Here is a 12,819-nt window from a genome sequence, read left to right on the forward strand (position 1 = left end):
GTGCTGGCAGGCGGGCAGGATATGCGCCCGCAGCAACTCTGTCGCGGTCGGCGCGTCGCTGGAGACGTTGTCGCCGTCGGAAGCCTGGGCGGCGTAGATGTTCCAGTCGTTGGGATCGTAGCGCTCTGTGATCACCCGCTTCATCTCGACGAGCGCCGAGGAGACCAGCGTCCCGCCGGTCTCGCGCGAGCCGAAGAACGTCTCCTCGTCGACTTCCGTCGCCTTGTCGGTATGGCGGATGAAGACGATCTCGACGTGGCGGTAGCGCCTCGTCAGGAAGATGTGCAGCAGAATGTAGAAGCGCTTGGCGAGGTCCTTCATGTGCTCGGTCATGGAGCCCGAGACGTCCATGAGACAGAACATCACCGCCTGCGCCACCGGCCGCGGATAGGTTTCGAACCGGCGATAGCGCAGGTCGAGGGGATCGACGTAGGGGATGCGCTTGGCGCGCTCGCGCAGGGCCTCCAGTGCGAGGCGCAGGTCCGGGAGTCCCGGATCCGTCTCGAAGGTCTCGGCGATCTGAGCCTCGAGGGCCGCGATCTCGTCGGGCTTCGGTCGCTTCAGGGCGATGCGGCGCGACATCGAGTTGCGCAGGGTGCGTGTGAGAGCAAGGTTCGCCGGCGAACCCGAGACGGTATAGCCGGCCCGGCGCAGGCCTTCCGTCTCGACCACCGACAGCCGACGCTTGGCGAGATCCGGCAGTTCGAGGTCTTCGAGGAAGAGTTCGAGGAACTCGTCACGGGTCAGGACGAAGCGGAACGCATCCTCGCTGTTCTCCGAGCCGTCACCGCCCTCCCCCGATCCGCTTCCGCCCGATCCGCTGGGCGGACGCTCGATGCGATCACCCTCGACATAGGTCTTGTTGCCCGGGAGTATGTAGTCCTGCAGACCGGTTCCGGACTGGCGGCTGAACCGCGGCTCGCGGACGCCGTCCACCGGCACCGAGACCCGCCCGTCCTTGCCGAGATCCTTGATGTCCTTCTCGCGCGCGGATTCGCGGACCGAGCGCTGCGCCACGTCCTTGATGCGACGCAGGAAACGCTGGCGGTTGGGGAGGCTCTTGCCCCCCGGATTGAGCCGACGGTCGACGATGTGCATCCGGTGTCTTCGCCCTCAACCCTCATGATCCGCCGCGGTAAGCGGCCGATGGGACGACGGGGTCGCCGCCCCATGGGCATCGCTCTCACCCGGCCTGCTTCACCCTCATGTACCACTCGACGAGGCGGCGGACCTGACGCTCGGTATAACCTCGCGCGACCATCCGCTCCACGAACTCGCCGTGCTTCTTCTCCGTTTCGCCATCCTTCTTGGAGCCAAACGAGATCACGGGAAGCAGTTCCTCGACCTGAGAGAACATCCTGCGTTCGATGACCTCGCGCAGCTTCTCGTAGGAGGTCCAGCTCGGATTGCGGCCGCCGTGCTGCGCTCGAGAGCGAAGAGCGAATTTCACCACCTCGTTGCGGAAATCCTTCGGATTGGCGATGCCGGCCGGCTTCTCGATCTTGGTGAGTTCCTGGTTCAGGAGTTCGCGGTTGAGGAGCTGCCCGGTCTCCGCATCCTTGAAGTCCTGATCTTCGATCCAGGCGTCGGCATAGTCGATGTACCGGTCGAACAGATTCTGGCCGTAGTCGTGGTAGGATTCGAGGTAGGCTTTCTGGATCTCGTGACCGATGAATTCGGCGTAGCGCGGTGCGAGTTCGGTCTTGATGAATTCGATGTAGCGCTTCTCGGTCTCGGGCGGGAGCTGCTCGCGGCGCAGGGCCTGCTCCAGCACGTACATGAGGTGCACGGGGTCGGCGGAGACTTCCGTTGTGTCGTGGTTGAAGGTCGCGGCCATCACCTTGAAGGCGAAGCGGGTCGAGATCCCGTCCATGCCCTCGTCGACGCCGGCCGAGTCCTTGTATTCCTGCATCGAGCGGGCGCGGGGATCGACCTCGCGCAAGGACTCGCCGTCATAGACCCGCATCTTCGAGAAGGCGTTGGAATTGGCGTGCTCGCGCAGGCGCGAGAGCACCGAGAACCGGGCCAGCATCTCCAGGGTGCCGGGCGCGCAGGCTGCCTGAGACAACTCGGAACCCGAGACGAGCTTCTCGTAGATCCGCTGCTCCTCGGTCACCCGTAGGCAGTAGGGCACCTTGATGACGTAGATGCGGTCGATGAAGGCTTCATTGTTCTTGTTGGTCTTGAAGGTCTGCCACTCGGACTCGTTCGAGTGGGCGAGGATGATGCCGGTGAAGGGGATCGCGCCGATATTCTCGGTGCCAACATAATTGCCCTCCTGCGTCGCCGTGAGCAGGGGATGCAGCATCTTGATCGGCGCCTTGAACATCTCGACGAATTCGAGGACGCCCTGGTTGGCCCGGTTGAGGCCGCCGGAATAGGAGTAGGCGTCCGGGTCCGCCTGGGACAGGGTCTCGAGGCGCCGGATATCGACCTTGCCGACGAGGGACGAAATGTCCTGGTTGTTCTCGTCGCCGGGCTCGGTCTTGGCGATGGCGATCTGGCGCAGGCGCGAAGGCCGGACCTTGATGACCTTGAATTGCGAGATGTCGCCGTTGAACTCGTCGAGACGCTTCAGCGCCCAGGGGCTCATCAGACCCGTGAGGCGACGGCGCGGGATGCCGTAGCGCTGTTCGATCTCGGCTCCCATGGTCTCGGGGTCGAACAGGCCGAGCGGGCTCTCGAAGACCGGCGAGACCTCGTTGCCGGCCTTCAGGACGTAGACGGGATGAACCTCCATCAACGCCTTGAGGCGCTCGGCGAGCGAAGATTTGCCGCCGCCGACGGGGCCGAGGAGGTAGAGGATCTGCTTGCGCTCCTCCAACCCCTGAGCAGCGTGGCGGAAGAACGAGACGATCCGCTCGATCGTCTCCTCCATGCCGTAGAATTCCGAGAAGGCCGGGTAGGTCCGGATCGTACGGTTCATGAAGATGCGGCCGAGCCGGGCATCCTTGGCCGTATCCACGAATTCCGGCTTGCCGATCGCATCGAGAATGCGCTCGGCCGCGCTGGCATACATTAGGGGCTGGTCGCGGCAGGCTTCGAGATACTCGGAGAGGCTCATCTCCGTATCGCGCCGCGCCTCGTAGCCCCGGGCAAAGCTCTGGAAAAGGTCGTTCGTCGACGGCATAGGCACTCCGATCCCCTCACGACATCCGCAGCTTCATCCTGTCTCGCCTCCGATGCAACTGACAGGCCCAGATTTGTCGCAGTGCGGCACACACATCATCGCTGCGTGTGATGGATGCCACACCGGACGGTTTTCAAGCTTCCATGGGAACCTTGCTCAGAGCTGTTCGTAAGGCGGCCGCCGCGCTGCGGTCAGAGCTCGGTGCCTTCCTTCTTGGTCTCGCCAGCCGGCTTCGTCCCGGCTGCCCCGACCGTGAGCTTGATCGTCTGAGTCTGAACCTGGCCATCGGAATTCTTGATATCGACGACGACTTCGTCGGCGCCGGTGTATCCAGCCTTGGCCTCGTAGAACACGGCCTGAACGGCCGCCTCCTTGTTCGGGCAGCGATAGGTGGCGGGGGTCTTGATCTTGCCGACCTTGGTCACGAGAGAGCCATTCTTGGGGGCGCCGCTGACCCGGATCTCCGGCATCGGTCCCGAAGTGCAATCCTTCTTGAGGTTGGGCACGATCGCGAGCCTGACGCTCTTGCCGCTGGCGACATTCTCGCTGCGCGTGACGGTGGTCTGAGCGAAGGCTGGCACTGTCAGGATGAGGCCGGCGGCGAGGATGGCGGTCGGACGGATCAGCATCGAGGTCGTACTCCGGGTGGCGCGCGGCGATCCGGGGAAGTCCCGGCTTTGTCCGCCTGTCGGCTCCAGATCATGTGGGGATGGTCGTCGCAGGCGTCGAGTGCTGCCTTGAAGGAAGCAGGATGCCGCGTTCCCAGGCAGAAGTCGGCTTCGATCCTCGTGACCTAGCATCCCCAGCCTATCATTTAGGCAGGCGATCGCCCCTTCACGCCCCCGGATCGGCATCCGGCGGGAGACGCAGGGCGTCGATCGTGTCGCGGCAACTCTTGAGGTCGCTCAGCACATCCTGGAGACAGGCGAGGTCGGAATCCGACAGGCCAAGCCCGGACATCGATGACGTCCCGGCGGAATCGGGCAGGTCGAGGTCCTGCGGGGCCGGTGCTGCTGCCTCCGCCTCGCCCCGGCCGATCGACTGAACGAAACGGACGCCACTTTCCTTCAGGATGCGCTGTGCGCCGCGGATCGTGTAGCCCTGCCCGTGCAGCAGGCGCCGCACCCCCTTGATGAGGTCGACATCCTCGGGCCGGTAATAGCGACGACCTCCTGCCCGCTTCACCGGCTTGATCTGGGTGAACCGGGTCTCCCAGAAACGCAGGACATGCTGGGGCACGTCGATCTCCTCGGCGACCTCGCTGATCGTCCGAAAGGCGCCGGCGCTCTTCTCAGATGCCTCCGACATGGTCCGGGCCGCCGCAAGCGCCATCGTCGCCCTCATTCGTCGTCGAGACCGGTTCCGTTCAAGCCGTTGATGCGCGCCTTCAGCACGTTGGACGGCTTGAACACCATCACCTGGCGCGGCTCGATCTCGACTTCCACGCCGGTCTTCGGGTTGCGCCCGACCCGTCGCCCCTTGCTGCGGACGACGAACGAGCCGAAGGACGACAGCTTGACGGTCTCTCCTTGCGCGAGGCAGGTGCAGATTTCCGACAGAACCGTTTCGACCAGGGCTGACGATTCGGTGCGAGAGAGGCCGACCTGCTGGTAGACGGCCTCGCTCAGATCGGCGCGTGTGACCGTCTTCCCACTCATGGATCCGCCCCTGCCCGCTCCGTTACGTTTATCACGTATCTTTATGATGCGGCACGCTAATCGCCGTTGCGGCCCCGGTCAATCGAGTCGTCGGCCTTCTACCAGCGGATCAGGGCGGCGCCCCAGGTGAACCCTCCGCCGATCGCCTCGATCATCACGAGGTCGCCCTTCCGGATACGCCCGTCCTTGCAGGCGGCGTCGAGGGCGAGCGGTATCGAGGCCGCCGAGGTATTGCCGTGCCGGTCGACCGTGAGGACGACCTTGTCGCGGGCGATACCGAGCTTGTCGGCGGAGGCTTCGATGATGCGGCGGTTCGCCTGATGTGGCACGAACCAGTTCAGATCGTCGGCCGTCGTCCCGGTCGCCTCGAAAGCGTCGACAATGACGTCGGTGACGGAACCCACCGCGAAGCGGAACACCTCCTTGCCGGCCATGCGCAGGTGGCCGGTCGTGCCGGTCGAGCCGGGACCGCCGTCGACGTACAACTTCTCGCGATGGCGCCCGTCCGAGCGAAGGCTGGAGGTCAGGACGCCGCGGTCGGCGCTGGTGCCCTCCCCCTCGCGGGCTTCGAGGACGATCGCCCCGGCGCCGTCGCCGAAGAGGACGCAGGTTGTGCGGTCCTCCCAATCGAGGATGCGCGAGAAGGTCTCGGCGCCGACGACCAAGGCGCGCTTGGCGCTCCCAGTACTGAGGAACTTGTCGGCCGTGGAAACCCCGTAGACGAAACCGGCGCAGACCGCCTGGAGATCGAAGGCGGCGCCCTGGTGGATGCCGAGCGCAGCCTGGATCTGCGTCGCAGTCGACGGGAAGGTGTGGTCGGGCGTCGAGGTGGCGCAGATGACGAGGTCGATGTCGTCCGCCGTCAGGCCGGCATCGTCGAGGGCGGCCTGAGCCGCCCTGGTGCCGAGCGTCGACGTCGTCTCGTCGGCGGCCGCAAGGTAGCGCTGCCGGATGCCAGTGCGCTGGACGATCCAGTCGTCGGAGGTATCCACCGTCTCGGCGAGCGTCGCGTTGGTGACGCAGCGGGCCGGCAGGTGGGAGCCGCAGCCGACCACGACGGAGCGCAGCTTCGTCATCGGGTTCGTCCCTCTGTCGCGGTCGACCTCACGCGGAGACCGTCGTGGGAGTCTGGTCGAGCATGTCCCGGATCGTCCGCATCAGGTCGTGACGGGCCATGTCGTGGGCGAGGTCTACGGCGGCTGCGAAGCCTTGCGCGTTCTCCGAACCGTGGCTCTTGATGACGATTCCCTCGAGGCCGAGGAAGACTCCGCCATTGGCGCGGCTCGGATTCATCTTCTCGCGCAGGGCCTTGAAGGCCTGCCGGGCGAAGAGGTAGCCGATCTTGGCCGAGAGTGTCCGGCCCATCGCGGCACGCAGATAGGTGCCGATCTGCTTGGCGGTCCCCTCGGCGGTCTTGAGGGCGATGTTGCCGGTGAAGCCCTCCGTGACGACGACGTCGACGGTGCCAAGGCCGAGATCGTTGCCCTCGACGAAGCCGTGATAGGTCAGGCCCGGCAGGTCGGTCTCACGCAGATGTCTCGCGGCTTCCTTTACCGCCTCGTTGCCCTTCATCTCCTCGGTACCGACATTGAGGAGGCCGACCGTGGGGCTCTCGAGGTCGAATACGATCCGCGCCATGGCGGAGCCCATCAGCGCCATCTCGACGAGGTGCTCGGCATCGGTGCCGATGGTGGCGCCGACATCGAGGACGACGCTCTCGCCGCGCACCGTCGGCCACAGGCAGGCGATGGCCGGGCGTTCTATCCCTGCAAGCGTCTTGAGGCAGATCTTCGACATCGCCATCAGCGCGCCAGTATTGCCGGCCGAGACCGCAGCGTCGGCCTCGCCGTTCTTCACCGCCTGGATCGCCCGCCACATCGAGGATTTGCCGCGGCCTGTGCGCACCGCCTGGCTCGGCTTGTCGTCCATCGCGATCGCGATGGTGGTGTGGCGAATCTCCACGGCGCCCTTGAGCCGTGGCTCGGCCTCGACAAGCGGCCTCAGGATCGCTTCGTCCCCGAACATCAGGAAGGTCATCTCCGGATGCCGCTCGCGGGCGATGGCCGCGCCGGGCACCACCGTCGTGGGGCCGTGGTCGCCGCCCATGGCGTCGAGGGAGATGCACACGCGCTGTGACATGAAGGGTCCGGCCGATGGCCTCTTGCGAAGGGGATGCCCCCATCGGGAGGGCGGGATGGAGGCTTTGCGATCGTGGCGAGCCCCTGGTCGGCGCGGCGGAAAATAGCGAACCCGGCCGACCGGGCAAACGAAATCTCAACGCATCGACGATCGCCGGCCGTCTTCCGGCCTCCGACATGTCCCCTCACCCGTCGGGCTGGCGGAGCCGGCGCAGTTCGCCCAAGGGGCCGTCCTCCTCGCCGTCGGTCACCGGGGTGAAGGCGACGCCGGGCTTGCGCGGATAGGGATCGAGGCCAAGTGCCAGGAATTCTGCCGTGAGGGCTCCGAAATCGATGCGATTGCCGACGATCGGGTCGGGCACGTCGGCGTCTTCGGCATCGGTGCCGACCAGGATGTCGGTATCGGTGTAGGCGACTTCGACGGGCTCCTGGACCTTCGATTCAAAGGGGTCGAGGGTCACTGTGCAGACCTGGGTCACGATCGCCGAGACCGTTCCGGTGACGACGAGACGCGACGACGGCCCGTCCGCGCGAAAGCGGCCGACGAGTTCGCGGATCGCCGGGATCTTGAAGTCCTCGGCCAGTGCCGCGCATTCCGCTTGGGTCGCCTCGACGACGACTTCGTTTCCGTCCTTTCGGATCCGGTCGATCCGGACGAGGTGTGAGAGCGGGCTGGAGCCCCTGTCATGTGTCATGGCGCACCTGTCGCTGCGGCACGGGCCTCGGCGATGCGCCGCGGGTCCGCGAAGCGCGGTCCTTCCCCGAGCAAACCGTCGAGGTCCATCGCCTCGAGTTGTGCCGCACTGTCGATGACGTAATCCCCAAGCCCAGCCGCGGCACCACTATCCTCGGTGCCGAGGACGTTTCGGGCGAGCGCCTCGCAAAGCGCTACAGCATCATCCTTTGCCAGGGCGCTGCCATAGGTCTCGGCACGGCCGTAGAAGGCAGCACCGAGCTTCTTCATCCGCTTGGGCACCCCGAAATCGCCGACTCCGAGCTCGCGCAGAGACGAATCAAGCTGGAGAAACACCGAATTCACCAGATCCTGGGACACGTCGTCCGCCGGTGCCGGCAAGCGTTCGAGCCGCCGCAGCACCAGGATGACGTGAAGGCTGAGGCATTCGAAGCGGCCCTCGACCGTGTCGGGAACGCCCAGCATGGTGTAGAGGCCGGGTTGCCGCGAGGCATCGTTGATGCGCCGATGAAGCGTCTCGATGGTCCTGCTCGCCGCGTCACCGCGTCCGAAGAGGCGCCAGATCATGTCGACCTCCTGCGATCGCGAGCAGGACGATCGACATCCTTGAGCCGTGGCCGAGCTTGCCTTGTCAAAACCATAACCCCGCGGTACGGCAACGACGGCTTGCAGCGCAAGCTCCTTCCGGTCTTCCGGCAGGTAGTGCCGCTGTGGATCGAAGATGCGTTCAGTTCATCATAATCAAGGGTGGCCGATGTCGCGCCGTCTCGTATCGTCGCTCGCTCGACTCGCCGCCATCGGCCTCGTCGGCACCATCCTGTCGGGCTGCATCGGCGAGGACCTGCGTCACGGCTACCAGATCGATCAGGCCGCCCTCGCCACCGTGAAGCCGGGCATGAGCGCCGAGCAGGTGCTTCAGATCCTCGGCACACCCTCCACGGTCTCCACCGTCGGCAACAAGTCCTGGTACTACATCAGCCAGAACACCCGCCGCACGGTCCTGTTCCTCGGCGAGCAGGTCGAGGACCAGAAGGTGACGGCGGTGTATTTCAACGCCGGTTTCAAGGTCGAGCGCGTCGCGCTCTACGGTCTTCAGGACGGTAGGGTGTTCGACTTCATCGAGCGCACCACCCCCTCCAGCGGCGCCGACCGCGCCTTCCTCAGCCAGCTCTTCCGCGGTCTCACCCGCTACGAGCCCTTCGGCAGCGGCAGCGGCACCAGCATCGTCCCGGGGGCGAGAAGCGGGCTCTGACGGGTCACCGCGCCACGATCGCGTTCAGGAGATCGTCCGGGGCGTCAAGCAGGATCGTCGGGTTGCTGGCCGCGAGGGTTTCGCCCCTCGTGTAGCCCCAGGCGACCGCGGCGAAATCGCATCCTGCCGAACATGCGGCGTCGTGATCGCGGGTCTCGTCGCCGACATAGAGCGTCCGCTGCGGGGTAATGCCCGTGCGACGGATCACGCTTTTGAGATGCCGCGTCTTCCCGAAGAGCGGCGCACCGCATGAATACCGAGTGATCCGGCTCGAGAGCTGCGGCCCGAGCACGCGGCGGACATTCGCTTCCGCGTTCGAACTGACGATGGCGAGGTTCAGACCCGTTTGATGGAGATCCTCGATCGTCGGGGCGATGTCGGGAAACAGCTGGATCGCGTCGATCTCACGTGCGGCGAGGGCCGTCATGTGACGCGAGATCAGCGGCAGCTTCCAGGCGGGAATGCCCAGATGGCGGACGATGGCGCTTGCGCCCATGCCGCGCAGCGTGTCGATCTCGCCGTCCTCGACGCGACGAAACCGATAGCGGTCCGCGACCCCGTTGAGCACGCTGCAGAACCACGGAAAGCTGTCGGCGAGCGTCCCGTCGAAGTCGAAGACCACGAGGTCGTAGCGGCGATCGGGTTCAGTCGGTACGGTCAATGCCGGAGATTGGCGATCGGGACGCTCAGTCGCATCACGAGGCCGCCTGGCGCCCAGTCGTGGCTCAGGTCGCCGTCGAGCTGGCCGGCTACGCTGCGCTCGGCGAGGATCGTCCCGAAGCCGCGGCGGGTCGGCGGCCCCGCCACAGGCGGGCCGCCACTCTCGGCCCAGGTGAGATCGTAGCTCCCGTCCTGCGTTCGTCCGGTCAGCGTCACCTGTCCCTCGGTGGTGGAGAGACCGCCATACTTCATCGCGTTGGTCGCCTGCTCGTGCATGATGAGGGCAAGCGCGGTGGCCGTCCCGTCTCCGACGGCGACGTCGTCGCCAACGACGATCACCCGGGCACGGCCCTCTTCGGTATAGGGCGCCATGATCATGCGCATGAGACCCAGAACGGTCTGCCCGCTGACGGCCGGGGCGCTGGCAGGCGAATGCGGGCGGACGTATTCGTGCGCCTGTGCGAGGGCGCCGAGTCGCTGCCGGAAGGCCTGGACGAAGGGCGTCGCGGCGGGGTCGGTCCGTCCCGACAGGGCGGCGATGCCGCCCACCACGGCGAAGATGTTCTTGATCCGGTGCGAGAGCTCCTTGATCAGGAGGTCGCGGGCTTCCTCCGCGCGCCTGCGCTCGCGCAGGTCGCGGGTCACCGTGGCGTAGCCCATCGGGGCGCCGTCGTCGCTGTGGACCTGAAAGATGTTGTAGAGGACCGCGATGGTTTCGCCGGTCTGGAAGTGCCGGAAGGCGAGTTCGCCCTCCCACCAGCCGTCCCGCAACGCAGTCGCCAGCACCACATCTTCGATGAAGGCGCGGCTCTCGGGAGCGAAACACTCGGACAACGAGATGTCGGCGACGGGCGTCGTCTCGGCGAGGCCGACGAGGCGGCGGCCGGCGGCGTTGATGTGAACGACCCGGAAGTCGGCATCTGCGATGCCGACGAAATCCTTGGATTGCGCCACGATGGCTGCGAGCTTGCGCGCCTCGGCCTCGGCCCGCTTCAGATCCTCGATATCCGTACAGGTCCCGAACCAGCGTTCGATCGCCCCATCCGCGTCGCGAATCGGCATGGCCCGTCCCAACGTCCAGCGATAATCGCCCGAATGGTGGCGCAGGCGATACTCGATCTCGTAGGGGTCGCCCGTGGCCAGCGAGTGGCGCCAACGCGTCCAGGCCCGCTCCTGGTCGTCCGGATGAAATACGTCGTTCCAGCCCACGCCGTCGGTGGAGCCGTAGGGCATGCCGGTGAACTCGTACCAGCGGTCGTTGTAGAAGTCGTGGAACCCGTCGGGCAGGGTCGTCCAGACCATCTGCGGCATCGCCGCGGTCATGACGCGGAAGCGTCGCTCGCTCGCGGCGAGCTCGGCCGCCTGGCTTGCGACCTCGGTGCGAATGCGCCGCGCCTCGATCAGGCTCGCAACCTGGCGTGCCAGGGCGCAGAGCACCTCGGTCTGCAGGTCCGTCAGTCCGTCGGGACGCGGCTTGGTATCGAGGACGCAAAGGCTGCCCAGCGGCATCCCTGTCGATGTCCTGATCACCGCGCCGGCGTAGAAGCGGATCCCCTCCGGTGTCGTCACGAGGGGATTGTCCTTCGACCGCGGGTCGAGGGTCAGATCGGGGATGACGAAGATCGTCTCGGCCTGGAGGGCATGCACGCAGACCGACAAGTCAAGCGAGGTTTCCGGGTCCGGGAATCCTATCCGCGCCTTGAACCATTGCCGCGACTTGTCGACGAGGCTGACAAGCGCGATCGGCGCGCCGGTGACCAGCGTGGCGATCCGCACGAGATCGTCATAAGCGGCTTCCGGTGCCGTATCGAGGATCTGGAGGTCGTGCAGATGGGAGAGCCGGTCCGCCTCTGACCATTGACAGGCCGCCGTCGGACAGGGGTCATTCGAACTCAAAGGCGCTGGCCCTCGCTGGGAGAGCGTCCATAGGCCTGAAATGTGGCGCTGGATAGCACGAGCTGCGGCTAAGCTCGAATAATTCGGCAGAAATGGCTTACGAGATAGCCCCCTTCGATCACATCAGCGCGACATGAGTGATAATTCTGCTGCTTAGAAAGGGGCCGAGGTCGATCAGTGTATAAAACAATACAATGATCGACCTCGTGCATACTTTTAAGGCAGCTTCCTCAGGCTGCGTCAGCCGTCGCGAGGGCCGGATAGTCGAGATATCCTTCCGGACCCTGGCTATACCAGGTTCGCGCATCGTCCTTGTTGAGCGGCGCGCCTTTCGACAACCGTTCGACGAGATCGGGATTGGCGATGAACGGACGTCCGAAGGCGATCGCATCGGCCTCGCCGGCCTCGACGGCCGCCTGGGCGCGCTCGCCGTCGTAGTCGGAATTCAGTACGAGCGGGCCACCGAAGGCTGCCTTGATCGCCGGCGCGATGGGCGGATGGTTGGCGGTTCCGAAGGTGCCGTTGGGCCCGGGCTCACGCAGTTCAAGGAAGGCGATGCCGACTTTGCCGAGGGCCGCCGCGGCGGCGGTGAACAAGGCTTCCGGGTTCGAATCGTCGACCCCCTGGATCTCGCCGTTCGGCGAGAGCCTGACGCCGGTCCGCTCACGCCCGACCGCATTCGCCACCGTCTCGGCGACCTTGGCCAGGAGCCGGACACGGTTCTCGACGGAACCGCCGTAGCGGTCGTCTCGCAGGTTGGTGCGGTCGCGCAGGAATTGGTCGATCAAGTAGCCGTTCGCAGCGTGGATCTGCACGCCGTCGAAGCCGGCGGCCATCGCGTTGCGGGCGGCACGGTCGTAATCGGCGAGCAGGCGCGGGATCTCGTCGAGACTCAAGGGGCGCGCTTCCCCGTAGGGCTTCTTGCCCTCGTAGGTATGGGCCTGGTCCGGGGCCGTCGTGGCGGAGGCCGAGACGGGCTTCTCACCGCCGAGGAAGTCCGGGTGGACGACCCGGCCCATGTGCCAGAGTTGGCTGACGATGCGGCCGCCGGCTCGGTGCACCGCTTCGACCACGGGCTTCCAGGCCTCGACCTGCTCGTCGGTCCAGATGCCCGGGCAGTACGGCCAGCCGGTCCCCTCGCGGCTGATGCCGGTCGCTTCGCTGAGGATGAGGCCGGCACCGGCGCGCTGCGTGTAATACTCGACCATCATCGGGGTCGGCACGTGCTCGCGGGTAGCGCGCCCGCGGGTCAGGGGCGCCATGAACACGCGGTTCGGCGCGTCGATCGCGCCGAGGCGGATCGGATCGAACAAGGACGGCATCAGGTTTCTCGCAATGGGTTTCGACAAAGGGTGGGCGCTGCCCTGCGGCAAGGGCCGGCCGATGCGGCC

At 65.9% G+C, this 12,819-nt stretch carries 13 protein-coding genes; 1 reads left to right on the top strand and 12 read right to left on the bottom strand.

Going from position 1 to position 12,819, the window contains the following annotated elements:
- The 9 genes from K2Y56_RS08635 to K2Y56_RS08675 form a co-directional block, all read right to left on the bottom strand.
- Positions 1-1,098 (bottom strand): YeaH/YhbH family protein (locus K2Y56_RS08635; RefSeq protein WP_292506967.1); only part of this gene is annotated, 1,098 nt, incomplete at its 3' end.
- Positions 1,099-1,183: 85 nt separating this feature from the next.
- The gene (locus tag K2Y56_RS08640; RefSeq protein ID WP_292506968.1) at positions 1,184-3,130 is read right to left on the bottom strand and encodes a PrkA family serine protein kinase; all 1,947 of its coding nucleotides are present in this window, start codon (positions 3,128-3,130) and stop codon (positions 1,184-1,186) included.
- 191 nt (positions 3,131-3,321) lie between these two features.
- On the bottom strand, positions 3,322-3,759 hold the full coding sequence (locus K2Y56_RS08645; RefSeq protein ID WP_292506969.1) for a 4-aminobutyrate aminotransferase: 438 nt from the start codon (positions 3,757-3,759) through the stop codon (positions 3,322-3,324).
- Positions 3,760-3,964: 205 nt separating this feature from the next.
- On the bottom strand, positions 3,965-4,462 hold the full coding sequence (locus K2Y56_RS08650) for a MerR family transcriptional regulator (RefSeq protein ID WP_292506970.1): 498 nt from the start codon (positions 4,460-4,462) through the stop codon (positions 3,965-3,967).
- An 8-nt stretch (positions 4,463-4,470) separates the two neighbouring features.
- Positions 4,471-4,788 carry an integration host factor subunit alpha gene (locus K2Y56_RS08655; RefSeq protein WP_292506971.1) on the bottom strand — a complete coding sequence of 106 codons (318 nt, stop codon included), beginning with the start codon at positions 4,786-4,788 and terminating at the stop codon, positions 4,471-4,473.
- A gap of 98 nt (positions 4,789-4,886) precedes the next feature.
- Positions 4,887-5,864, bottom strand: coding sequence for a beta-ketoacyl-ACP synthase III (locus K2Y56_RS08660; protein WP_292506972.1), 978 nt, complete (start codon positions 5,862-5,864; stop codon positions 4,887-4,889).
- Positions 5,865-5,892: 28 nt separating this feature from the next.
- A complete protein-coding gene (gene plsX, locus K2Y56_RS08665; RefSeq protein WP_292506973.1) occupies positions 5,893-6,927 on the bottom strand; it encodes a phosphate acyltransferase PlsX in 1,035 nt (344 codons plus the stop codon).
- Between the two features lie 184 nt (positions 6,928-7,111).
- Positions 7,112-7,621, bottom strand: coding sequence for a DUF177 domain-containing protein (locus tag K2Y56_RS08670; protein ID WP_292506974.1), 510 nt, complete (start codon positions 7,619-7,621; stop codon positions 7,112-7,114).
- Positions 7,618-8,187, bottom strand: coding sequence for a ubiquinol-cytochrome C chaperone family protein (locus tag K2Y56_RS08675; protein ID WP_292506975.1), 570 nt, complete (start codon positions 8,185-8,187; stop codon positions 7,618-7,620). The genes K2Y56_RS08670 and K2Y56_RS08675 overlap by 4 nt, the downstream gene beginning before the upstream one ends.
- A gap of 187 nt (positions 8,188-8,374) precedes the next feature.
- On the opposite strand from K2Y56_RS08675, the gene K2Y56_RS08680 reads away from it, so the two are divergent.
- Positions 8,375-8,872, top strand: a complete 498-nt coding sequence (locus K2Y56_RS08680; protein WP_292506976.1) for an outer membrane protein assembly factor BamE — start codon at positions 8,375-8,377, stop codon at positions 8,870-8,872.
- Between the two features lie 4 nt (positions 8,873-8,876).
- Here the strand turns inward: K2Y56_RS08680 and K2Y56_RS08685 are convergent, their stop codons facing one another.
- The 3 genes from K2Y56_RS08685 to K2Y56_RS08695 all read right to left on the bottom strand — a co-directional run bounded on the left by K2Y56_RS08685 (position 8,877) and on the right by K2Y56_RS08695 (position 12,750).
- Positions 8,877-9,533, bottom strand: coding sequence for an HAD hydrolase-like protein (locus K2Y56_RS08685; RefSeq protein ID WP_292506977.1), 657 nt, complete (start codon positions 9,531-9,533; stop codon positions 8,877-8,879).
- The gene (locus tag K2Y56_RS08690) at positions 9,530-11,428 is read right to left on the bottom strand and encodes a PAS domain S-box protein (protein ID WP_292506978.1); all 1,899 of its coding nucleotides are present in this window, start codon (positions 11,426-11,428) and stop codon (positions 9,530-9,532) included. The genes K2Y56_RS08685 and K2Y56_RS08690 overlap by 4 nt, the downstream gene beginning before the upstream one ends.
- 230 nt (positions 11,429-11,658) lie before the next feature.
- Entirely contained in the window at positions 11,659-12,750 is a 1,092-nt protein-coding gene (locus K2Y56_RS08695) for an alkene reductase (protein WP_292506979.1), read from the bottom strand.
- Between the last annotated feature and the right edge of the window lie 69 nt (positions 12,751-12,819).

Source organism: Methylobacterium sp. (genome assembly GCF_019745455.1).
Lineage (GTDB): Bacteria > Pseudomonadota > Alphaproteobacteria > Rhizobiales > Beijerinckiaceae > Methylobacterium.

Bases quoted from the DNA above. Each gene is read 5' to 3' on its own strand.
- K2Y56_RS08645 (WP_292506969.1), bottom strand. From the start codon at position 3,759: ATGCTGATCCGTCCGACCGCCATCCTCGCCGCCGGCCTCATCCTGACA.
- K2Y56_RS08695 (WP_292506979.1), bottom strand. From the start codon at position 12,750: ATGCCGTCCTTGTTCGATCCGATCCGCCTCGGCGCGATCGACGCGCCG.
- K2Y56_RS08660 (WP_292506972.1), bottom strand. From the start codon at position 5,864: ATGACGAAGCTGCGCTCCGTCGTGGTCGGCTGCGGCTCCCACCTGCCG.
- K2Y56_RS08640 (WP_292506968.1), bottom strand. From the start codon at position 3,130: ATGCCGTCGACGAACGACCTTTTCCAGAGCTTTGCCCGGGGCTACGAG.
- plsX (WP_292506973.1), bottom strand. From the start codon at position 6,927: ATGTCACAGCGCGTGTGCATCTCCCTCGACGCCATGGGCGGCGACCAC.
- K2Y56_RS08675 (WP_292506975.1), bottom strand. From the start codon at position 8,187: ATGATCTGGCGCCTCTTCGGACGCGGTGACGCGGCGAGCAGGACCATC.
- K2Y56_RS08650 (WP_292506970.1), bottom strand. From the start codon at position 4,462: ATGGCGCTTGCGGCGGCCCGGACCATGTCGGAGGCATCTGAGAAGAGC.
- K2Y56_RS08680 (WP_292506976.1), top strand. From the start codon at position 8,375: ATGTCGCGCCGTCTCGTATCGTCGCTCGCTCGACTCGCCGCCATCGGC.
- K2Y56_RS08655 (WP_292506971.1), bottom strand. From the start codon at position 4,788: ATGAGTGGGAAGACGGTCACACGCGCCGATCTGAGCGAGGCCGTCTAC.
- K2Y56_RS08670 (WP_292506974.1), bottom strand. From the start codon at position 7,621: ATGACACATGACAGGGGCTCCAGCCCGCTCTCACACCTCGTCCGGATC.